Source organism: Novosphingobium silvae (assembly GCF_009856825.1).
GTDB classification, from domain to species: Bacteria; Pseudomonadota; Alphaproteobacteria; order Sphingomonadales; family Sphingomonadaceae; genus Novosphingobium; species Novosphingobium silvae.
This window is the reverse complement of sequence record NZ_WVTD01000010.1, coordinates 143,251-165,120: the sequence shown is the minus strand read 5'-3', so window position 1 is coordinate 165,120 and position 21,870 is coordinate 143,251. Positions and strand designations below refer to the sequence as shown.

Genomic DNA, 21,870 nt, shown 5'->3' with positions numbered 1-21,870 from the left:
GAAAACGCGCTGATCTTCGCCCTCGTCGGCCAAGTCGCAGCCGAAGCCGGCGTGCTGCTGATCATCATGTCTGCGGGGCCGGGCTGAGCGCCGTCCCGAAAAATCGACTTCGGCAGCGGGCTGTTAGGGGGCGTCCGTCGAGAAGGCGGAGGTTGCCAAAGCACCCGTCCAACGCCCGATGCCTCTTGTTCACAGCCCCTTGGGTGATCCCAAGGAAGTTCGCAGCAGCCTCTTCATTTCCGAAATCAACAACCGCAACGAAGGCTCTCAACCAAGCGAGCGACAGGTCATCGTGCTTGGGCATCAAAACCAACCTTCAGAATCTGCAGCGACCGTCGTCCAATAAAATTCCACCATGGAATACTCAAGGATGAAAAGGACTTTGGCGTTGAGCATTCCAGGTTTGATTTAAATTGCTTATAATACAGCAACTTACCGATTGCCTCCCGGTGTTTCGCAGGCGATGAAGGCTGCGCGGCTGGCCATTGAACGCCATCCGCAGGCCATGGCGGAGCCCAGATCTGCCAACGGTAGGGTCACTCCTCCCGGTTCTTTGACATCGTTAGGCCCCAATGAATTAACCCTGATTCCGGGGCTTAGCGCCCTTTGGAAAATAACGAGATGACAGACAACGTCACGAAAAACACCTGCGTCGTGGATGCGATCCTCGATGCAATCGAAGAGGTTGCGTTCAAGCTTCGGCTCCTTACGGATGACCAGCTTGCGTGCCTCGTCACCAACCTAGTCAGCGAAGGGACCGATAAGGTCTACGCCGTTGTGAAATTTGCCGAGCAGCATGGCGGGCCTCTTTTGGCCGCCCGTGTAGCAAAGGTCGTGAAGGCGCACGGGCCGTATGGCTCAAAAGCGCTCCTTTGGAACCGCGCTATCGGCAACAGGATCGTTCTGGTGGAGGGTAGCAATGCCTGACGCCAAGGACATTCAGGTGGGGGGTGGGGGAAGCAGAAATGCAACTCTCGACTTCGCCAGATTCCCGCATCGGGGAGAACGCGGCAAGCTCAGGGTGACACTTGAGAACATCCGCTATCTGCTCGATCACAGCAATCTGTCCGTAGGGTTCGATGTGATCAAGAAGAAGGTCGTCGCCCTGCGAAACGGGGTGTCGATCAGCCATCTTGAAATCGTCAGCCTTGCGGCGCAGCATGGGATGCAATCGCAATACCTTGATGCCTTCATCGACCAGATCGCCATGGAGCGTCCGCTGAATCGGGTGAAGGACTGGATCGACAGCAGACCGTGGGACGGCATCGACCGTCTCGATGAGCTGTTCCAGACCATCACCTTGGCGGATGACTATCCCGCCTTTCTGGGCAGGGCTCTGTTCTACCGCTGGCTCTTGAGCGCCACGGCGGCAGCGATCCTGGAAGGCAGGCGCTTTTCCTCGCGAGGGGTGCTTACGCTTCAAGGGCCTCAGGGTATCGGCAAGACCACGTGGATTAGTCGGTTGGTCAGCGATCAAAAGCTGGCTGAAGACGTTGTGAAACGTGACCATTTTATGGATGGTGCGAGTAAGGATTCAACCAAGCTCGCCGTCAGCCACTGGATAGTGGAAGTCGGTGAACTCGACGGCGCATTCAGGAAGGATATCGCCCGATTGAAGGGCTTTATCACGAACGACTGCGACAAGTTCCGGCTGCCCTACGGCAAGTCCGAGGTCGAGTATGATCGCCGGACCGTCTTTGCTGCAACCGTCAACGATTCCGCGTTCCTCGTGGACCCTACCGGAAACAGCAGGTTCTGGACGCTTGCCGTGGAAAGCCTCGATTTCCGTCACACCATCGATATGCAGCAGGTCTTCGCTCAGACGAGCCTGGACGTGAAGCGTGGCGAGCAATGGTGGCTGACGCAGGCAGAAGATCAGGCGCTAGCCGCCTACAACCTGAAGCATCGGGCTGTCAGCGCCATCGCCGAGCGGATTAAGGACTTCCTCAACATCGAGGCCAGCGGCGGTTCGGTCGGCACCTACATGACAGCCACCGAACTCCTGACGGCCATGGGGACCACCAATCCCAGCAACCCTCAGGCCAAAGAGGCCGGAGCGACCCTGCGGGAGCTCTTCGGACCTCCGAAGCGGGTGAACGGGAAGGACAAGTGGAAACTGGTTCGATTGACTGACGGGCAACCCCTGAAGGCCATGCAGCCTATGGGAACAGCCGTTATCGACCCGGAGCATGAGTTCTAACCTTCCGGTTTAGTGGGGGCAGGGGGAGGGAAATAAAATTATAAAGGGAAGCAATTCCTGGCAGCTCGCCACGAATTGAGTCTTTGAGTGATGCTGCCCCCTCCCCCACCTCGCTGACTGCCCGAGAACCGGGGGCCTCCTCCGCCCCTGAAACTATCCAAAATTTGCCGCTGTACGCCCACTGGTCGCCAAAACCTGGCTTCCGGTGCTGCACCCTTGCGCCTGCTCTGCGGTGCCCAGCGGTTCCTTCATGAACAACATTTCCACAAGGATACACACAGATGCCAAAGGCAAAGCTAGATGCTGCCTTATGTCTCACCGCGCGCTGCCAGGAGGGTAAGAAGCGCACCGACTACTGGGACACGTCGATATCCGGCTTCGTGCTGGAATGCAGGGCCAGTGGCTCCAAGGCTTTCGTGCTTCGATACACCAACGAGTACGGGAAACAGGCCCAGCGAACTATCGGCATGTACGGTGACATCACCTTCGATCAGGCCCGGCGCGTTGCCCAGCGGTGGCGCTCCGAGGTTGTGCTCGGCGGTGACCCTGCAGCGAAGAAAGCCGAGAAGAAGGCAATCCCAACCTATGCCGAACTTGCCCGGCAGCATATCGCCCACAACGAGACGTACCAGAAAACGCCCCACAACACCGAACGGGTCATCCGCTGTCACTTGCTGCCCAAATGGGGAACAATGCGGCTCGATGAGATAAAGTCTCAGGCTATCGCCACTTGGCTGGCGGGATTGCGCAAGACCCTTGCCCCAGCGAGTATCGACAAGGTCCGCGTGACTTTGAACCGATCGTTCGAACTGGCAGCCAAGTGGGGTATCCCCGGCGCTCAGGTCAATCCAGTCAGGGCGGTGCCAAGGACAAGGTACAACAATAAGAAAGAACGCTATCTGACGGCAGAGGAGGCCGAACGTCTCGTGGCTGCGTGCAAGGAATCGGCCAACACCCAGCTCGCTGCTATCGTTCAGTTATTATTGCTGACCGGAGCGCGCAAAACGGAAATTCTCACGGCTCGATGGTCCAACGTCGATCTTGATCGGCGCACGCTCTATCTGCCCCAGACAAAGAATGGGAAACCCCGTCATGTCCCGCTCGCCAACGCAGCAGTCGAAGTCATCAGAAGCCTACCTCGCTGGGACAAGTGCGACTGGCTGGTACCGAGCCCTTTGACCCGTAAGCCCTTCACGGACCTTAAAAGGCCGTGGGACACTGCACGCGAAAAGGCTGGCCTGCCGGACGTAAGAATACATGATCTCAGGCATAGCGCTGCTAGCTTCATGGTTAATAATGGCGTAGATTTATACGCTGTAGGTAAAGTATTAGGTCATAGTAGTCCCGATACTACCCAGAGATATAGCCATTTAAGTAACTCAACTTTACTTTCTGCGGTGGAGGCCGGTGCCGCCAAGATGCAGCTTACCTAAACTTTTGCGCCCTCTCCTTGCGGGGAGGGCCATCCCCTACATCGAAGGAATTGATATGACGCAGCCGCTTATTGAGGGGATGACCCCTGCAGAATGGAATCAACAATGGCAGACGCTTGAAGGTGGCCTATCGCGGCGTCCCGACGAGTTGAAAGGAGTAGTCGGGGTGTTCCGCTTCCGCCGAAAGAACGAGGTCGTCTACATCGGCTGTGCCCGAGAGTACGCCAAGGGTGGTCTATGGAAGCGCCTGTTCGATTTCATCCGCCCCGGCGACAGCGGACGGACGCATTACGCAGGCCAGAAGATCTTTGAGCACCGGGAAACCCTTGAGGTCGATGTGATCGTTACCGGCACCGACTATAAAGCGGGCTGGGCTGCACAACGCTTGAAGGCAGCACTCCTCGGAAAGAGGAAACCCGTTTGGAACGTCGCCCGCACCTGACCCTATCGCCCCGGATTTGCCATGCGCAGGTCTGGGGCTTTTTGCTTATTATTTTTGCGCTTCGATGTTGGAAATCCGGGTGCGTTCGCCATCGCAGGTGCGGATGGTATCACCGTCATGGACATTGGCGATGGAGGCGGGCGTTAGAAATTTCTTAGGAACCCTCGACGCAGAAGAAACTTCACTTATATGTAAACTCGAATCAACGGTCTGAGTTTATGTTGAAGCCTGAAGGTTACACCATTCGTTTCCCGGTAGAGGGTGGGCCAGCAGGTAAGCATGGCTCTGTGGCGTTTGATGATAAATTGTGGAAATCATTCGGAAAGGCTCCTGAAAAAGGTAAGGCGCAGATCGAAGCTATCATGAAGATGTGGTGCCGGTTTGGACCTTCCGACCTTCCCGAATCGAAGTTCAAGTTTCAGGACCGTTACGAAAAAGGTGGCAAAGGCGTCCGCATCGACGAGTTCAAAGGCTGGCAGGTCCGCTTTTACGGAACGACGGTTGAGGTGGACGGCAAGCCTATGTTCTTGGTTACGGGTGCCGACCTCGCGAAGAAGAGGACGAGAGCCGATCCAGACATCCTTAATGCCGCTGGCAAAGCGGCATACAACCTAGTATATCCAGAGAAGAATAGGCCAAAGAAATGAGCAAAAATAGCGCAAAAATCATGCTTGGTGGTGACAAGTATGAGCTTTTGGTTGCTGAGGAGGAATTGATCCTTCATGCGCAGATGCTTATTCAACGTGTGCTGAAAGCTCGAAAGCTGAGCCAGAAACAGCTGGCTGAGCGGCTCGGCGTGGGCGAATCTTATATCAGCCAAATGTTGGGCTGCTCCGCCCGCAATTTGACCTTGCGAACTGTGGCACGTGTTTTGAAGGTGCTTGATGCTTCGGCAATCCTCACCCTCGACGATGAGGCTCATCAGCATGCGGTGGCGGATGATGTGCAGGTGGTCGAGCGTAACGCCGTCGCCCATGAACAGTCGAAAATGCCCCTGACTTCGGATGCTTGGGGAGCAATCGTCGACCTTAAGCCGCGAGGTCGTGGGCGGAAAAAATCGGGTAAAGCCGAAGCGTTCGCTGCGTATGATCCGCCATGTCATGAGTTGGCATTGGCTGCCTGAGAGGTGTCATGACCAATACCAAAAATACATCGATCGCAAAGGTCGATCCGGAAAAATATAATAGCGTCGTCTCGCACGCTACCCTTCGTGATATTCGACTGGTTGGGACCAAATTTGATCTCAAACCAGAAGCCATCGAGATTGCGGAGCGAAAGTGGGATTTTAATATCACTGAGCAATTGGAAGATTGGACTTGTGATAATGAGAAAGGGACGCTGACGGGTATTTTCTCTTATAGTGCTTCGTGTGTTGAAGGGCGACGGAAGCTGCTCAATGTCACCACGCGCTATATGTGCAGCTACCGTTTGTCTGACCTTTGCGATGATACTGCCGCATATCATTTCCTTAAAAGAGTGGGGCGTTTTGCGGCTTACCCCTATTTTCGGGCAATCTTCGCCACCTTGACTCAGCAAAGTGGTATTATTCTTCCTCCGCTTCCCGTCATTTCGGATGGCCCTCGATGGGTGAACTCCCCTAATGATATCAAAAGTCGATCCTTGAAGGACGATTCTAACGAAGACTGAATTGATCCGCCCCGGATTTGTCACGCGCAGATCCGGGGTTCCTCTTATCAATTTTGCGATTTCCCTGATGCTACAGCGTAGATTGCTATGCGAGTTGACCCATAGGCACCTCGGATGGCGACGTGCTCTACGGCATCAACTGTTTCGATAGCTTCCGCCTTGATTGATGCTCTCGCCCAAGTGTTATGCCCTCAACGCACCAGCGATCGTGCTATCAGATGCGCCTTGGCGCCTTACAAGCCGCTCACATCTTGCCCAGTGCAGCCTTCGATTGCAGTAAGCATGGCGTATGATCGAATTCGTCGCCCCACCACATGAAGACCCGGCCCTTGCCCAATCACCCCTGCTACGGGGTGCCTTGCTGACCCTCGGCTATATTGTCGAACATGGTCCTATCGGTCTGACGCAGAGCAAGGCGTTGAAGCGGTATTTCGTGACGTGGGCTGCCGAAACGTTCGACTGGCCGTGTTACACCGCCGATGACCTTTACGGGGTCAACAAGGTGCTGAACGAACATGACTTCCCGCCGCTTGTGGTCCTGCATGACCTGCTGGTAAGCGCCAAGCTGGCTCGGCATCGCAAGGGCTTCCTGCACATCACGAAGACCGGCAAGGATCTGCTACAGCATCCCGGCAACCTCTGGATCGCCTTGGCCCATCATATCCTGTTCGTCCTCGATCACTCCCGATACACGCGGTATGGTGACGAACTCGCCGGTGATTGGCTGCTATTCCTCAACGTCATCAACGTCGAGGCCCATACTGGCTTGACCTACGAGCGTTTCGCAGAGGTGCTGTTCGGGGCTGGACCGGAAGACCATTGGGCGTACGCAATGGCCTACATCCACATCCTGTGCCCCCTGTGCTGGCTGGGGTTGCTGGACGAAACCCGCCACGGGAAGCCCTATCCGACAGAGAAGCTTTTCACGAAGAATGAACTATGGGCTCGGGTTATCCAGGCGGAATCCGACACGGTTTTGCCGGATATCACACGGCATTGATCCCCTCGCTCTTTTGTTGGCAGCGAGCACACATGAATTTGGTCGATGAAGCCGTTACAATAAAATATTTAGGAAATCTCATGTAGCGGGCTGGTAATGCGCGGGTGCCACTGAGCGCCTGCATTTATCTTGGGAAAAATATGTTAAAATATTTAGCACTTCTGGCGGGTTTGTTGGCTGCGCCTGTAATCGCTGAAGACCCTATAGTTTATAGCCCTTTGAAAAATGGGCAAAGATTTGTCTGTGCTGATTTGACGGAAGGTAATGTCAATGACAGCAACCAAATAAGGCAGTACGTTCTAGGCTATTGGAGTGGATTTAATGCTGCTAACTCATTTAATTCATTGCCTGGCGTAGACGTTGGAGCGACTACCAGCGCTAATGGGGTTTTTGGAGAAATTAAGCTATATTGCGCCCGCAACCCGTCTATGGATATTCCTACTGCGGTTCTGTCGACGTACCTTCGCTTCAAGCGAAGTGGTCGATAATGTCTCAGAATAACGTAAAATCATTTGGTTGTAATTGCTGAGAGAAATTTCGTGCGTAAACTTTGGGGCTTATTCATTGTCTTTTTTCTCGGGGTTGTCACACCTGCGGTGGCTCAGGATGGCGAGCCCTTTTGGATTGGAAATAGTTGGGCTGTTGGGCGTGAACATATTTCTGAGGAGAAAGACGTTGGCGGCGGAATAAGCTGCTCCGTATACACCAAAAGTTCTTCTTACAGCGCCATGCTTGGCATCAAAAACCAGCCAGCGATAATCACGATGTTCATGGGTACAATGCAGATGACGTCCCTATCGTTTGCGTCGCCCATCGCTCCAATTGACGAAACAAATTCCTTGAGCATGCGCATACTCATGCGAGATTACACGACAAACGATTTATCTTCTGACGTTGTGGCGCTCCCCTTCCCTGAACGTGGTGGCCACACGTACATTTGGATAATGCCCAATGAGGAGGGGCGGAGGCTTGCCCATCTGCTGTCGAATGCCCTGACCGTGACCATCAGGAATGCGAATAGCGCGGTTGTTCAGACGATTGCCGTGAACGATGAAGGGCATATTGCCTTTGAGAAGCTTGCTGATTGCGTATCAGGGTAACCGGCAAAGCTGCCAAGGCTCGTCCACATCTGTCTTTACGACTTCGGATGACGGCATTTATCACGCGATCGTGGGTTGCATTTTTAGGCGCGCTGAGTAAAGGATTCTTTTTTAAATTGTTGATTAATATATCACAAATACGGAGTCCACGTGTCAATCCATCCCCTGCTCGCTGAACTTGAAAAGCAGATTGCTGATAACCTCGAAGAACTTCGTAATCTGTCAGATTCGAACCTTCCCACCAGCGTTATTGAGCCGCTTCAAGAGCACTACAGCAAAATTGACGCAGCCCTGATTGACGCTAAAAACTACCTGTCGAATGCTTTGGCGCGAGCCCATGAGGCACAGACAAAAAATAACGGGTGAGGCAGATGTGATTGTGCCCGGACCGCTACCCGAGCCTGACCCTCTACCGCCCCTGATTTGCCAGGTGCAGGCCTGGGTTTTTCCTTATTATTTTTGCGATTTCCCCGATGCTACAGCGCCGATCGCTATGGCAGTCGCACCCAAGGGCAGCTTGGGCGGAGACGGGCTCTACGGCATCAATGGTTTCAATAGCTTCCGCCTTGATTGATGCTGGAGGCCAAGGTTTATGCCCTCAATACCAAGGCTAGGCCAGCTCACTACCCCATTGATCCGGCTCATCCAGACGCTTAACCCCGTACAAATAAGGGGAAGAAAGTGATGGATGAGCCTGTAAAGCCGAGGATTAAGAATCGAAGCAAGATTCTTGAACGCGACCGAACGGAACTGAAACGTTTTCTTCTGGAACTCGATGGGCAAGGCGTTGACGCTAATGATGCGCAGCGGCAGGCTGGTGAGAGGTTCCATTACACATCGAATGCGATGTCAGATTTCTTCTACAAAGAAGTCCATGCGGAGGTGTTCAAAAGAGCACAAGAACGTGAGGCCTTCGAACGCCACAGCACGATGTTTGAAGCACGTCAGGCGAAAGAGCGATCCTATAAGGTTGCTATTCTTGTCGGGCTTGCCCTTGTTGCCCTCTTCATTCTTGGACCGGACATCCCCCTGATTTGGAACAGCGGCGGTAGTGCACCGACTGAGAGTCGCTTAGACGATCAGTTCAGCCCATCAGATGCTTACGCGACGTGCAAAGCGAAGCTACAGCCCTCATTTGAAAGCTGCGTAGCTGACACAAAGGAAGGTGCTTGGCAGGCATGCAAACAAATCTTCATGGACGCGATGTCTGATTGCACCGATCAGCCGCGCTAGGCGCTAACCTATATCTCTTTCAAACCTTTGCAGCTACTTGCCTTCGCACATCAACGATGGAATGGCTTTCGCTGACCACTGGGGTGCTAGAATGTAATGATCGCCCTCATAAGGCAAATCCGGTCGGCCCTCGACCACCTATGCCGTCCCTATAAATGATCCGGGTTCTGACCGGGTTGAAATTCAAGATTCCACCGAGCCAAAGTGCTTTCGCTAGGAAGACGCCCAGATCGGATTTCGGCACAATCTGGGTATCGCTTGGGCGACCCGGAAGGCTGGGCGATTTCCGGCATCAGAAGCCTCGGAAACCCTCGATTTCTGCCGCTCTATCGCTCGTGTTCGTAATGATGGGGTCACGTGTTCGAGTCACGTAAGCGGCACCACCTTCCTCAAGGCACTTCCACCAGGACATCGGCGGTTTCCCACGGGGAGGGCTTTCCAGCTTGGGTCGATGCTGGGGTGAGTGGAGGCGTTCCATTCTCGCCCGGCTGGCCTTGATCGCGGGAAGGCGGCGGGGCGTGATACCATGGCTCCGCTCGCATGATGCATGGTCTTTCATGCAGCGCCTGCCTTGCGTGTCTGCATCACCACCATGGCGCCGTCCTGCACCGCGCTTCGATCTGCAGCCAAGGTGGTTTTGCGTCCGTTCGTTTTTTGTGAGTCGCCAGGCGCGTGGCGGCAGGTCGCCACGCGCCTTGGCCTCAGAAGCGGAAGCGCGCGCCCAGTCCGAAGTACCTGCCTTCGTCGCGAACGTCGCGAGGATACCGGCGGTCATCGCCGTACTGCCAGTAGTTCTGGAACGGCTGGGCCAGCAGGTTCGTGGCATCGAAGGTGAGCGTGACCTGCGGAATGGGATTGATGTTGAACGAGTAGTCGAGCCGGGAAATGCTGCGCACCGCCTCGCCGTTGTAGACGCCATTGGCATCGAACAGGTTGCTGATCAGATGCGGCGACCTGTGGTTGTACGAAAGGCGGGTGGATATCTTTCCTTTTTCGTAGAACAGGGCGGCGTTGTAGGTCCACTTCGAGAGGAACGGGATCTTTACGAACGGAGGATCTTGCACGGCTGAGTTGAGGAAGGCTGCGGGGTAGCGGTTCTTGCCGTCGAGGTAGGTGACGTTCGCCTGCACGCCAAAGCCGCTCAGCAGGCCCGGCAGGAAATCGAGGAACGTCTGGCCGCCCAGTTCGAAGCCCTTGATGCGCCCCTTGCCCGCGTTCTCGGGGATCGTGATCTCGAGAAGGCCATAGAGCGGATCGCGCACGCGCCGGGCGTAGGTATTGATGAAGCCGTCGAGGTCACGGTAGAAGAACCCTGCCGTGATGGAGGCTGTCCGGGAGAAGTAGTACTCTGCGGTTGCGTCATAGTTGGTGGATGTGAGGGGCCGCAGGTTCGGATTGCCGCCGCTGCCGAAGGCATCGGGCCGGCCCTGCAGGTCGGCGGGGAAACGCGGGTCCGGTGGCGCGTCCGGGGTCGGCGCCGCATTGTTCTGGGTGATCGTGATAGCGGGATTGAGGCGGCCGAACTCCGGGCGCGTACGCGTCTTGGTGTAGGCGAACCGCAGCTGCAGCCGGTTGGTCGGCCGGATCCGCATGCTGAAGTTCGGCAGCAGGTCGACGTAGTTCGCATTTGTCACGCGCGGCTCGGGCTGCCGCACGCCGTCGAAGGTCACGCTCGAAATGCCGCTGTACTCGCCGACGGTATTCACGACGCGAAGTCCGACGAGGCCGTCGATCTCCCAACTGCCGATGGGCAATTCGTACTTGGCCTGTCCATAGGCGGTGTAGGTCGCCTCCTTCGCGGCGAAACCCGTGTATGGGTCGAGTTGCACTTCCGGGGTGGAGAACAGGCGGATCGCGTCGCGAAGCCCGGCTTCGGTGGGGAAACGGACGGCAAGCTGCTGCAGGCTTTGCAGGGCAAGCTCACGAAGTTCGGGCGCTCCGCCGACGATCCCGGCGCGCGAGGGCATCAACCACTGGCGGAAGCCCTGGACATTGGTGCGGAACGCATCGGGGATGAGGTTCAGCTCACCGATGGGAAGGCTGTCGAGCGCGATGTTCAGCCGCTCGGTTCCCGCGTAACGGCTTCCCTGCTGCAACGAGGCATTCCGGTCGGACCAGCGCAAGCCGACCTGGATCTTGGGCAGGAAGGAGACGTCCGTTTCCAGATCGACGTCGGTGCGCCACTGCCATCCCTGGCCCTTCACCCGGTTGGTCAGCTCGAAGAAGCCTCGCCACTTGTAATTGGCCGGATCGTTGGCATCGAAGCCGGGCAGGTCGAAGGCCACGCCGCCGTCGTTGAAGAACTCCACATCGATCGTGGGCGCGCTGGTGTTGGCGGTGTCGAAGCTCCATTCGTCGCGCCCGAATTCGCTTTTGGTGAAGGCGAGATCGCTGGTGATCCTGGCGCGGCCGACGTCCCATTTGAAGCCGCCGGCGTACTGGAAGGTGTTCGTGTAGCTGTCGGCGGTGCTGCGATACATCTGGGATCGCTCGCCGCCCACTTTCGTAAAGCTCTGTACCTGATCCGGCTTCCCGTCGACCATCACCACGTCGTTGAGCGTCGGGCTCATCGCTCGCAGCGATGCCTCGAACAGATCATTTGCCGCATTCTGCCGGAAGCCCTGGTAAAGGAAGTCGGCATAGACCTCGAAGTTCGGCGCCGGCTTCCATTGCAGGCTGGCATTGGCGGACGGGCGCCAGCGCTTGCCGCTGTTGCTGAAGACGCCGATGCGGTCGGGATAGCGGAAATCGCGGCCGACCGAGCCGGGGTTGACGACCTGCGTGGTGCCAAGGGTGGTGATGGTGCTGCTGCCGAAGCGGACAGCGTTGCGGTACTGCGACTGGGTGTAGGACCCGTTCACCAGAATGCTGATCTCACCGATGCCGGTGTCCTTGCGCCAGGAGACCATGAGGTTCCCCTGCGGATCGTACTTCTCGCTCTGGTCGTTGTAGGTTCCGCGAATGCCGCCGGCGACCGTCACTCCGTCCTTGAAATCGAAGGCGCGGCGCGAGCGCACGTTGATGAGGCCGGCGAGGCCCGGCTCGATAAGCTCGGCGGTGCCGGACTTGTATACTTCCAGACCGGACAAGGATCCCGAGGGGAAATCCTGCAGGCGCACGGTGCGCAATTCAGCCGTGAAGATTTCGCGGCCATTGAAGGTGGTGACGATATCGCCCAGGCCGCGAACCAGGACGCCGTTCACTTCATCGCCAAACCGGGTGACTTGAACACCGGTGATGCGCGCCAGCGATTCCGCTGCAGTGTTGTCAGGCAATTTGCCGATGTCCTGCGCCACGATCGAGTCGAGAATGGCGTCGGAATCGCGCTTGATCGCCTGAGCCGTGCTCAGGCTGGCGCGATAGCCGGTGACCACGATGTCGCGCGGATCGACAGCGCTCTGACCCGATCCGCTTTCCGTAACCGACGGCTGATCGCCTTCCGCATCAAGATGTTGAGCAGAGATGTCGGTAGTATTCTGAGCATGTACATTAGTGGAAATCAGCGCAAGTGGCGCAGCCGAAATCAAGAGCGCAAAGCGGCACATGGAATCTCCCCCCCGTTTTCGATGGCGGCGTATTCCCCGCCGCTCCTGTACTTATTTGTCAGACTTATTTCCGCGTCAAGATGGTTTTGCCAGCGGTGGCATAAATTTTCAGGACTTGGCGAAACGCTGGTCGGGAGCGTGACCGGAGAAGCATCGCCATGTACGCGCTAGCGCTTAGGGAAGAAGGCCTCGTGCGAATGGTGTTGCGTGAGGAACGCAGCTCGGGCGTGGAACATAGGCTTGCACGAACGCCTCCTAGCAGCATTCAGGCGACTATGCCAGCGCTAGACATTCAGGCATTGACTTCGCTGCGCTCTGCAAATACCCGGACAATAGACTTGTCATGGGGCAGGCAGTCCACGCGCGTCAGCCGCACGGTGGAAGGCAATCGGCTCGGTCGTTTACCTGCAGACCGGACACCGGGCGAGCGCTGGCGGACCGGCTACGTGCTCGTCTCGTGCCGCAACACGATGCCGCGATGTGGCACGTTGGAAGATTACGGAAAGAGGATGAGGATGTCGCGTTTCGGGTGGCTATTGACGACGGCCTGCATTCTCGCACCGTCCGGAGCAATTGCGGCGGACGATCCGAAAGTGCAGGCCGTGCAGGTCGATCCCTCGCGCCCCGATTGGGAGAACCCGGCGGTCTTCGCCATCGGCAAGTTGCCGGCAAGGGCCACCGCGTTTCCCTTCGAAAGCCGGGAACTCGCCATGGCGGACCGGCCCGAGCGTTCGGCGCGGTTCCTGTCGCTAAACGGCCCGTGGAAGTTCTCGTTCTCGCCCAGTGCGGACAAGCTGCCTACCGGGTTCGAGCAGCCCGGCTACGATGTTTCCGGATGGGCGTCGATCAAGGTTCCCGCCGACTGGCAGGCCGAAGGCTACGACCAGGCGCGCTACAACAACTGGCGATACCCCTTCGTGGCCGATCGTCCGCTCATCCCGCACGAGACCAATCCGGTCGGCTCCTATCGCCGCGACTTCGTGGTGCCGGCGGGATGGAGCGGGGAGGACGTGATCCTGCACATCGGAGCCGCCGGGTCCGCCTACTACGTCTGGGTGAACGGCCGGAAAGTGGGGTATTCGGAAGACAGCAAGCTGCCTTCCGAGTTCGACGTGACGGATCACGTCCGGCCCGGCGCCAACACCGTCGCGATCCAGATCTTCCGGTGGTCGGACGGATCGTACCTGGAGGACCAGGATTTCTGGCGCGTCTCCGGCATCGAGCGCGACGTCTACGTGATGGCGGCGCCCGGATCGCGGATCCGGGACCATTTCATCCGCGCCGGTCTGGATGCCACGCACACCGATGGAACGCTCGCGGTGGACGTGGAGGCGACGCCGGGACCGCGCGGGCGGGTCGTGCTGACGCTGATGGAGGGCGACAAGGTCGTGCTGCGGCGCAGTGCGGCGCTGGCAGCATTGGGCTCGGAACGCCGCGTGGCCCTGACAGGGACGGTGCCCGCGGTGCGGGCGTGGAGCGCCGAGACCCCGAACCTCTACACCGCACTGATCGAGCTGGAGGACGGCTCGGGCAAGCTGCTGCAGTCCACTCCCACGCGGGTCGGATTTCGCACCGTGGCGATCGAGAACGGCCTCGTCACGGTGAATGGCAAGCCGGTGACGATCCGCGGGGTGAACCGTCACGAGCACGATCCCGAGACCTTCCACGTGATCTCGCGGGAATCGATGGAGCGGGACATCGAGTTGATGAAGCGGAACAACATCAACGCGATCCGAACCGCGCACTACCCCAACGATCCCTACCTCTACGAGCTTGCGGACCGCTACGGCCTCTATGTGATGGACGAGGCGAACATCGAGAGCCACGCCTACATGGAGTACGGCAACCGGGTGGCGGAGCAGCGCGCCAGATACCAGTTGGGCTTCGACCCTGCATGGCGCGACGCGCACCTGTCGCGGGTGATGAACATGGTGGAGCGCGACAAGAACCACCCTTCCATCATCTTCTGGTCGCTTGGTAACGAGGCGGGCATCGGCCCCACCTTCGAGGATGCGGCCAAGGCGGTGAAGGCCCGCGATCCCGGCCGTCTGCTGAGCTATCTGGGCTGGGGGCCGCTGCGGCCGGGCGACCACCGGCCCAACTGGTACGCGGACATCTACGCGCCGATGTACGACCCCGCCGCCAAGATGGACGACTACGCCGCGAACTGGTCCTACCGCCAGCCGATGATCCAGTGCGAATACGCCCATATGATGGGCAATTCGGGCGGCAACCTGAAGGAATACTGGGACACCATCCACGCCCATCCTCATAAGCTGCAGGGCGGCTTCATCTGGGACTGGGTGGACCAGGCGATGTACGGCTACACGAGCGACGGGCGCCGCTACTGGGCGGATGGCGGCGCGTATGGCCCTAATCCCACCGGCGACATCGAATTCGGGGACGGCATCATCCAGGCGGATCGTACCCCGCATCCCGCGCTCTACGATCTTCGCAAGGTTTCCGAACCCATCCAGTTCGACGCTTTCGATGCCGCAGGCGGCACGGTGAGGGTGCACAACCGGCAGGACTTCCTCGACCTGTCGGGCTACGATTTCGAGTGGCAGGTGCTCGAGGACGGCAGGCCGGTGACGGGCGGGCGGGTTCCTGCACCCGGGATCGCGGCGCGCGGCAGCGGGACGCTGGCGCTTCCGCTTGCCGCTTCCGGCCGAAAGGCGGGCGCGGAGTATATCCTCACTGTACGTGCGCGCGCGAGGGAAGGGACGATCCCGCTCGTCGCCGCCGGGACGATCATGGCCTGGGAGCAGTTCCCCCTGCAGGCGGCGGCGGCAGCTGCCGGGGCGGTGGACCGATCGGGAGCCGTGTCGGTGGCGGACAGCGCGGGCACGGTGCGGCTGGCGGCCGCAGGTTCCACGCTTTCGATCGATCGCGCCACCGGGCTGATCCGATCCTACACCAGGGACGGGCGCCTGCTTCTGCAGGGCGGCGCGCCCAACTTCTGGCGTGCCGAGACGGACAACGCCATCGGCACCGGCGCTGCGAAGAAGCTGGCCGTCTGGAAGGAGCTCAGCGAACAGCGCCGCGTCACTTCTCTCGACCTGCGCAGGGAGGCGGACGGCGGGCGCTCGGCCGTGGTGGAATTCACGCTCGGTCGAGGCGAGACGCTCGGCGCGGCGAAGTTCAGGTCCACGTACCGCATGAACGGGGACGGATCGGTCTCGATGACGGCGGACTTCATACCCGTGAAGCAGGACCTGCCCCCGCCCTATCGCGTCGGGCTGATGTTCGATCTTCCCGCCGATCTCGACACTGCCGAGTGGTACGGACGCGGGCCGCACGAAACCTATGTCGACCGCAAGGTAGGCGCGCCCATCGGCATCTGGCGCGGCGCCCTTGCCGACCAGCCTCACGACTACAGCCGCCCGCAGGAAACCGGCAACAAGGTCGATGTGCGATGGATGGAGCTGTCGGGCGCAGGGCATGGCCTGCATGTCGAGGGGATCGGGCCCCTGATGATGAACGCGCTTCCGTTCGCCTATTCCAAGCTCTACCGCCGTTCGCCCGGCACGTGGAAGTGGACCGACATAACGCCGGGGCCTTCGGGCACCTTGCTGGTGGACACGACGCAGTGGGGCATCGGCGGAGACGATCAGTGGAGCGACCTGGGCCGTCCCCTGCCGCAATACCGCACCAAACTCGAACCCGCGCATTTCGAACTGCGCCTGTCACCCACTCCAGAGCGGTCACCCACGCCAGCGCCTTCGGCATCCCGGTCCTCCGATGGGGACAGCGCGGACGACTGGGGGTTCTTCGAGAATTAAGGGCAAGCCCGCGCGTAGACACCGCGCTCAGCCTCCCTGAGCGTCAACCTGCAGGCTCCTGCCCTAGGTGGCGGGAGCCTGTTCTTGTCACGGCATGGCGGTCATGGCCGTCGATTCCGCCGGCACCACCTCCATCGTGACCTCGGGCAAGGGCGGAAGCTCCTTTCCTTCGATCAGGGCGATCAGGCGCCGTGCCGCCCCTTGCGCCATTTCGCCGAAGGGGCGGTAGACCGAAGTCAATGCAGGCGTGAGCATCCGGGTGATCATGCTGCCATCGAAACCGATGACCGAAAGCTCCGAAGGGATCGCGATGCCAAGGCTGGCGGCGACCTTCAGCACGCCCGCCGCCATGATATCGTTCGCTGCGAATATGGCTGTGGGCCGCCGCTCAAGCGAAAGAAGATGCGCTGCCCCCGCCACGCCCGAGGCGAAGCCGTAGTCGCCCTCAGCTTCGAAAACCGACGCGCCGCGCGCCGAGGCTTCATCGACGAACCCTGCGCGCCGCTCCTTGGCGGAGGCCACCTCCATCGGGCCGTTCACCAGACCGAGGCGCTTGTGCCCAAGGTCCATGAGGTAGCGCGCGACAAGCGCTCCGGCTTCCCGTTCCCTGCTGATAACGACATCGCTGAAGCCGTCGATCGGCACGGAAGACAGCGCGACGGCGCGAACGCCCGCGTCGGACAGGGCCTTCGCCAGTCCGGGGATGCCCGAGACGGGCGGAAGCACGATCAGGCCGTCCACTCTCGAACGCTCGACGAAGGCCAGCAACTCGTTCACCGCGTCCTGCGATCCCAGCGAAGCGGGATGCGTTATCAGCTCGTAGCCGCTGCTGACGGTGGTGGAGATCACCGCCCGCTGCAGCGAGTCCAGCACCAGCGCATTGTGGTCGTTGTGGATCAGCCCGATCAGGAACGAGCGGCGAAGGGCCAGCCCGCGCGCCCGCGAACTCGGCGAGAAGTTCATGCTGGCGATGACCTGCTCGACCTGCAGGCGCGTTGCAGGCTTCACCAGTGACGAACCGTTAAGCACGCGGGAGACCGTCCGCACGGATACTCCCGCGGCCGCGGCCACGTGATCTATCGTTGTCTCGCCGTGGTTCTGCGCGTCTGGCTGCCTTTTCATACCGCGTTCTTGCCGAGCCGGGCCGTGGCACGCAAGCTTGGCCGTTCGCGCGGGCGCGGCGATCCCGATCCCGGGGGAGAGTTCCGGGTCAGCGGGCCGGCCGCCACCGCTCCAGCTGCGAGAGAACGTCGTGCGTGATCTGCTCTTCCGAGAAGTCCGTCAGATCCCGGTATTTCTCGCCCGAGACCTGCCCGGTCAGCATCCAGGTGAGACTGCGCCGACCTTCGGGGGCCTCCAGCGCGGTATAGGCCGGGAGAGGCCTTGCCTTGGCAGCGAGCCTGTAGGTGAACGTGGCCTCGGAGTTGAACAGGATGGTGAGGGTTGCCTCCAGCTCCTCGACTTCGACGTGGCTGTCGGCCCAGCCCTCGGCCAGCATCGCCTCGCAGACCTGACGCAGCGCGGGCACGCCGCGTTCGGAAAGCTGGCGCGCGATCAGGGCCTTGCGTGCAGGGACGAAAAGCCGCTTCAGGCGCTCGGTCACATCGACCGTCTCGTCGCTCAGGGTGATGCCTTCCACGTCTGCCCGGGTCTGCCGCACCAGACCGAACGCGAGCATCAGCATGACGAAACAGAAGGGAAGCGCCGCCAGCAGGGTCGCCGTCTGAAGGGCTCCCAACCCTCCGGCAAGCAGCAGGAGCGTCGCGGTCAGGCCAAGCAGGATGCACCAGTACATCCTCTGCCAGCGGGGCGTCTCCTCCGCACCACCGGAGGCAAGGGTATCGATCACCAGAGCGCCGGAATCGGCCGAGGTTATGAAGAAAACCCCGACGAGAACGATGGCCAGCGTGGATGTGAAGCCGGCGCCCGGCAGGTATTCAAGGAACTTGAAGAGCGCAGTCGAGAGGTTCGCCTGGACGGCATCGGCGATGGCGCCATGGGCTGAACCCAGATCGAGGAAGATCGCGGTGTTGCCGAAGACCGTCATCCACAGAAAGGTGAATCCGGTCGGCACGAACAGGACGCCGATCACGAATTCGCGGATGGTCCGCCCCCGGGAAATGCGGGCGATGAACATGCCCACGAACGGCGACCAGGCGATCCACCATGCCCAGTAGAACAGGGTCCAGTCGGCCATCCATGCCCGTGGCTCATAGGCATAGAGCTTGAAGCTGCGCTCGAAGAAATGATCGAGGTAGAGACCGAAGTTCTGCACCAGCGCCCGCAGGAGGAACAGGGTTGGCCCCCATGCAAGGACGAACAGCATGAGCAGCACGGCCAGCACCAGGTTAAGCTCGGACAGGCGCCGCACGCCCCGGTCGGCGCCGCTCAGCACCGAGAGGGTGGCAGCCCCCATTACCAGCGCGATGACCCCTACCTTCATGGCGGTGGTGTCCGGCAGGCCGTAGTTGTACGCGAGCCCCGCCGTCATCTGCGAGACGCCGAACCCCAGCGACGTGGAGACGCCAAAGACCGTGCCGCAGACCGCGAAGATGTCGATCGCATCGCCGATCGGGCCACGGATGCGCTTGCCAAGGATCGGGAACAGTCCGGAGCGAAGCGTCAGGGGCAGGCCCTTGCGGTAGGTGAAATAGGCAAGGCTCAAGCCTACCAGCGCATAGATCGCCCAGGCATGGACGCCATAGTGATGGAACGTGATCGCCATGGCTTCGCGGGCCGCGTCGATGGTGCCGGGCTGCGCTTCCGGCGGCGCGCTGTAGTGCTGGATAGGCTCGGCCACCGCGAAATACATGAGGCCGATACCCATCCCCGCGGCGAAAAGCATCGCGAGCCACGACACGTAGGGAAAGTCGGGCTCGGCATCGTCAGGGCCGAGCCGCAGCCTTCCAGCCGGACCGAAACCCAAGGCAAGGACGATGACGAGAAAGGCGACGACGGCTGCTATATAAAGCCAGCCGAAAGTTCCGATCGCCCAGGCCTGCGCAGCCTTGAATATGAGGTCCGAAGCACCGGGAGCCAGCAGCGCGCCGCCAAGCATCGCAGCGATGACAGCGGAGGCGCCCCAGAAGACGCGCGGGTTCATTCGGCTTTCGATCATTGTGGCTCATTAGCTTGTTCGGGGCGATTTTACAAAAGCGCGCCACGGGACAGGGTGTTCCTGTCGAGGCATCTCCATGCGGGGGCGCGGTCCGCAGCGGCCCTTCCGCCGTGATTGGAGAGAACGAAAAAAGCCGGATCCCTGCGCCATCAAGCGAGGATCCGGCCTTTCGTTCCGGCCGCCTCGCCAACCCGCGAGGCACGGCGCATCGCTTACTTGAAGCGCACGCCCACGCCTGCCATCACGCGCTGGCGGCCGGTGTTCCCGTGATAGTTCGAGTAGACGTACTGCGCGTTCACATAGACCGGCAGCGCGCCCTGCGGCATCACGGTGTACTCGACGCCGCCGCCGACCTGATAGCCGTCCGCACGGTAGTGGTCATAGACCAGGGTGTTGCCGGCCGGGCCCTCGATGCGCTTGCGCTGCTCGCCGTTGACGTAGCCGGCCTTGCCGAACACCAGGAACTGCGGGGTCACGAGATAGCCGGCGCGCACGGCAGCGCCCCATTCCTCGAACGCCTTGTGGTCGATGCTGTTGCCGTCGGCGAGGGCGGTGGTGTTCTCGTTGCCGCTGCCCGGCTTCCAGAAGCTGCCCTCGGCGCCGATGACGATCCGCTCGCCGATGGTTCCGTCGAAGCCGACGGTGCCGCCATAGCCGAATTTGTCGTTGTGGTTGCCCTGCGACTGGAAGCGATCACCGCCGATGTTGCCCTCGACGCGGATGCCGCGAAAGCCGGTTCCGTTGGCGGCGACTTCGGTGCCGGTGGGGGTGGCGTCCTGCGCGAGAACGGGTTGAGCGATACCTGCCGCAGCAACCGCCGCGAGAGTTAGAGCACTCAGTTTCATGGTATTTCCTTTGTGGTAGATTTCGCCATGGAAACGGCATCGACCGCAGGGGAGTTTCCGGCAAAGTGCCTCACGAGGGCAGATGGTGACTGAACTGTGACATCCGTGCAACATCAATCGCGGCGTGTCGCAGCCATCCTGCAGGTGCCCGGGGTAGCCGTCGCCGGGCCGATCTGAGCGTCAAAGGAACCGCGCGCAAAGGTCCGAAAGAAACCGGCTGCAGGGGAGATACGGCGGCGCGGATTGCTCCTGTCGGCCCACCCGAGCGGGGGGACTTTTCAGGAAGCCGGCGGCACGGTGTCCGTCGGACGGCGCTTGCCAACCGGGCGCCATGGCTGGCCGATGCGTGCCTCGAACCTGTCGCGAAGGGCCCAGAGCCAGTTGACGCGCCGCTCGGCGAGTCCCGGCAGGCTGAGGAGATCGCCGCCCAGCCAGGGCAGGTAGGGGTTGCGCCGCGAGTACGACCAGATTTCCACCCGCTCGCCCGGGCGCGCCGAGGCTCCGCGCGCATGGAAGCCGAGCGTATCCGCCACCACCAGTGTGTTGCCCTGAACCGCCAGCGCTTCCGCGTCTCCCAGCTTCATCGCCGCCAGATCCTCTGCGCTGACGCGCGGAGAGCCGCGCCCCGAAAGGCGGTCGACCGCCTTGGGGTCCGCGAGCGAGCGGCGGCGCTCCCAGTCGAGCCGCTCGGGCGTGAAGCGGTGCGAGCCCCGCACATACGTGAACGGCCCCTGGTCCGCCGCGACCGGGTTCAGGAACAGCCAGGCCTTCATCGAGGAATGGAAACTGTCAGCGTGCAGCGCCTCCTGCGGATCGGGTTCGTTGCCGTCGAAGTGGCTGACGATGGTCTGCACATAGTGCAGCGGCGCGGTGCGGAAGCTGGCGACGTAGTGGAACAGGGCGACCACGTCGGCACGCTCCAGCAAGGTCTTCAGCCCCGGCACGGCCGCCAGCATGGCCGGATCGATCGCGAACCTGCGGGTGATCGCATCGCCCTGCCGCATCTCGCGCGCGGGAGCCTCGTAGGCGAGCAGCGCCTCGCGCAGGGCGGGGAACTCGGCCTCGGGCACGATGCCGGGTATGGCCACGAAGCCGTCCCTGTCGAATGCCTCGCGCCAGGCGCGCGGGACCTTGTTGGCAAGGCGGCGGCGACGCCACGCCGCCATCCCGGCGGCAAGTTTCACGCGGCCCACATGGAGCCCGCGTGCATTGAGCCGGCGCGAGCCGATCAGCGGATTGTCGAGAAAGCTCTTCGCGCCGGTCAGGAGCTGCAGGGCCCAGATCGGTGCCAGCAAGGCGCGCGAGAGGCCCATGGCGCTCAGCCCTTCGTCCCTGCGCGGGTGGGAGCAGTCCAGGCGACTGCGAATTGAGCCGCATCTTTGGTGAGGACGTGTCCGCGAAGGTTCATGTTCCAAGGGCCCAAGTGGTTCAAATGCCGCAACGCGAAGCGCGCGTTCCCGCTGTACGGCAGGTTGCGGCCACTTCCGCCTCGATGTGTTCCTAGGCCGGGAGGGAAACGGCTGGC

General features: G+C 60.4%; 18 protein-coding genes. 13 read left to right on the top strand and 5 right to left on the bottom strand.

Annotated elements, in window-relative coordinates:
• Positions 1–621: 621 nt before the first annotated feature.
• The 12 genes from GR702_RS14205 to GR702_RS14150 all read left to right on the top strand — a co-directional run bounded on the left by GR702_RS14205 (position 622) and on the right by GR702_RS14150 (position 9,055).
• The gene (locus tag GR702_RS14205; protein WP_160986549.1) at positions 622–927 is read left to right on the top strand and encodes a hypothetical protein; all 306 of its coding nucleotides are present in this window, start codon (positions 622–624) and stop codon (positions 925–927) included.
• Positions 920–2,200, top strand: coding sequence for a VapE domain-containing protein (locus tag GR702_RS14200; protein ID WP_160986548.1), 1,281 nt, complete (start codon positions 920–922; stop codon positions 2,198–2,200). The genes GR702_RS14205 and GR702_RS14200 overlap by 8 nt, the downstream gene beginning before the upstream one ends.
• Before the next feature lie 281 nt (positions 2,201–2,481).
• Entirely contained in the window at positions 2,482–3,633 is a 1,152-nt protein-coding gene (locus tag GR702_RS14195; protein WP_160986547.1) for a site-specific integrase, read from the top strand.
• A gap of 55 nt (positions 3,634–3,688) precedes the next feature.
• Complete coding sequence (locus GR702_RS14190) at positions 3,689–4,075, top strand: hypothetical protein (RefSeq protein ID WP_160986546.1); 387 nt, start codon at positions 3,689–3,691, stop codon at positions 4,073–4,075.
• A gap of 218 nt (positions 4,076–4,293) precedes the next feature.
• Positions 4,294–4,722: a hypothetical protein gene (locus GR702_RS14185; protein WP_160986545.1), complete on the top strand. Its 429-nt coding sequence runs from the start codon at positions 4,294–4,296 to the stop codon at positions 4,720–4,722.
• A complete protein-coding gene (locus GR702_RS14180; protein WP_160986544.1) occupies positions 4,719–5,198 on the top strand; it encodes a helix-turn-helix domain-containing protein in 480 nt (159 codons plus the stop codon). Before GR702_RS14185 ends, GR702_RS14180 begins: the two co-directional genes overlap by 4 nt.
• A gap of 8 nt (positions 5,199–5,206) precedes the next feature.
• Positions 5,207–5,722 carry a hypothetical protein gene (locus GR702_RS14175; RefSeq protein WP_160986543.1) on the top strand — a complete coding sequence of 172 codons (516 nt, stop codon included), beginning with the start codon at positions 5,207–5,209 and terminating at the stop codon, positions 5,720–5,722.
• 289 nt (positions 5,723–6,011) lie between these two features.
• Positions 6,012–6,722: a hypothetical protein gene (locus tag GR702_RS14170; RefSeq protein WP_160986542.1), complete on the top strand. Its 711-nt coding sequence runs from the start codon at positions 6,012–6,014 to the stop codon at positions 6,720–6,722.
• Positions 6,723–6,826: 104 nt separating this feature from the next.
• Positions 6,827–7,210, top strand: coding sequence for a hypothetical protein (locus tag GR702_RS14165; RefSeq protein WP_160986541.1), 384 nt, complete (start codon positions 6,827–6,829; stop codon positions 7,208–7,210).
• Between the two features lie 51 nt (positions 7,211–7,261).
• Positions 7,262–7,822 (top strand): hypothetical protein, encoded by a 561-nt coding sequence (locus GR702_RS14160; protein ID WP_160986540.1) that lies wholly within the window; start codon positions 7,262–7,264, stop codon positions 7,820–7,822.
• Between the two features lie 150 nt (positions 7,823–7,972).
• Positions 7,973–8,188 carry a hypothetical protein gene (locus GR702_RS14155; RefSeq protein ID WP_160986539.1) on the top strand — a complete coding sequence of 72 codons (216 nt, stop codon included), beginning with the start codon at positions 7,973–7,975 and terminating at the stop codon, positions 8,186–8,188.
• A 318-nt stretch (positions 8,189–8,506) separates the two neighbouring features.
• Positions 8,507–9,055 carry a hypothetical protein gene (locus GR702_RS14150; RefSeq protein ID WP_160986538.1) on the top strand — a complete coding sequence of 183 codons (549 nt, stop codon included), beginning with the start codon at positions 8,507–8,509 and terminating at the stop codon, positions 9,053–9,055.
• 701 nt (positions 9,056–9,756) lie between these two features.
• On the opposite strand, the gene GR702_RS14145 is transcribed toward GR702_RS14150, so the two are convergent.
• Positions 9,757–12,600, bottom strand: a complete 2,844-nt coding sequence (locus GR702_RS14145; RefSeq protein WP_160986537.1) for a TonB-dependent receptor — start codon at positions 12,598–12,600, stop codon at positions 9,757–9,759.
• A 515-nt stretch (positions 12,601–13,115) separates the two neighbouring features.
• Between GR702_RS14145 and GR702_RS14140 the strand changes: the two genes are divergently transcribed.
• Positions 13,116–16,382, top strand: coding sequence for a glycoside hydrolase family 2 TIM barrel-domain containing protein (locus tag GR702_RS14140; RefSeq protein WP_337192610.1), 3,267 nt, complete (start codon positions 13,116–13,118; stop codon positions 16,380–16,382).
• A gap of 87 nt (positions 16,383–16,469) precedes the next feature.
• Here the strand turns inward: GR702_RS14140 and GR702_RS14135 are convergent, their stop codons facing one another.
• The 4 genes from GR702_RS14135 to GR702_RS14120 form a co-directional block, all read right to left on the bottom strand.
• Positions 16,470–17,504, bottom strand: a complete 1,035-nt coding sequence (locus GR702_RS14135; protein ID WP_160986535.1) for a LacI family DNA-binding transcriptional regulator — start codon at positions 17,502–17,504, stop codon at positions 16,470–16,472.
• Positions 17,505–17,592: 88 nt separating this feature from the next.
• Positions 17,593–19,500, bottom strand: a complete 1,908-nt coding sequence (locus GR702_RS14130) for a BCCT family transporter (RefSeq protein WP_160986534.1) — start codon at positions 19,498–19,500, stop codon at positions 17,593–17,595.
• 212 nt (positions 19,501–19,712) lie between these two features.
• Complete coding sequence (locus GR702_RS14125) at positions 19,713–20,345, bottom strand: outer membrane protein (RefSeq protein ID WP_160986533.1); 633 nt, start codon at positions 20,343–20,345, stop codon at positions 19,713–19,715.
• A 278-nt stretch (positions 20,346–20,623) separates the two neighbouring features.
• Entirely contained in the window at positions 20,624–21,658 is a 1,035-nt protein-coding gene (locus GR702_RS14120) for a phytanoyl-CoA dioxygenase family protein (protein WP_160986532.1), read from the bottom strand.
• Positions 21,659–21,870: the final 212 nt, after the last annotated feature.

Coding starts and splice junctions, on each gene's coding strand:
- GR702_RS14195 (WP_160986547.1), top strand. CDS start 2,482: ATGCCAAAGGCAAAGCTAGATGCTGCCTTATGTCTCACCGCGCGCTGC.
- GR702_RS14135 (WP_160986535.1), bottom strand. CDS start 17,504: ATGAAAAGGCAGCCAGACGCGCAGAACCACGGCGAGACAACGATAGAT.
- GR702_RS14140 (WP_337192610.1), top strand. CDS start 13,116: ATGTCGCGTTTCGGGTGGCTATTGACGACGGCCTGCATTCTCGCACCG.
- GR702_RS14130 (WP_160986534.1), bottom strand. CDS start 19,500: ATGATCGAAAGCCGAATGAACCCGCGCGTCTTCTGGGGCGCCTCCGCT.
- GR702_RS14120 (WP_160986532.1), bottom strand. CDS start 21,658: ATGGGCCTCTCGCGCGCCTTGCTGGCACCGATCTGGGCCCTGCAGCTC.
- GR702_RS14125 (WP_160986533.1), bottom strand. CDS start 20,345: ATGAAACTGAGTGCTCTAACTCTCGCGGCGGTTGCTGCGGCAGGTATC.
- GR702_RS14170 (WP_160986542.1), top strand. CDS start 6,012: ATGATCGAATTCGTCGCCCCACCACATGAAGACCCGGCCCTTGCCCAA.
- GR702_RS14175 (WP_160986543.1), top strand. CDS start 5,207: ATGACCAATACCAAAAATACATCGATCGCAAAGGTCGATCCGGAAAAA.
- GR702_RS14150 (WP_160986538.1), top strand. CDS start 8,507: ATGGATGAGCCTGTAAAGCCGAGGATTAAGAATCGAAGCAAGATTCTT.
- GR702_RS14190 (WP_160986546.1), top strand. CDS start 3,689: ATGACGCAGCCGCTTATTGAGGGGATGACCCCTGCAGAATGGAATCAA.
- GR702_RS14180 (WP_160986544.1), top strand. CDS start 4,719: ATGAGCAAAAATAGCGCAAAAATCATGCTTGGTGGTGACAAGTATGAG.
- GR702_RS14205 (WP_160986549.1), top strand. CDS start 622: ATGACAGACAACGTCACGAAAAACACCTGCGTCGTGGATGCGATCCTC.
- GR702_RS14185 (WP_160986545.1), top strand. CDS start 4,294: ATGTTGAAGCCTGAAGGTTACACCATTCGTTTCCCGGTAGAGGGTGGG.
- GR702_RS14145 (WP_160986537.1), bottom strand. CDS start 12,600: ATGTGCCGCTTTGCGCTCTTGATTTCGGCTGCGCCACTTGCGCTGATT.
- GR702_RS14200 (WP_160986548.1), top strand. CDS start 920: ATGCCTGACGCCAAGGACATTCAGGTGGGGGGTGGGGGAAGCAGAAAT.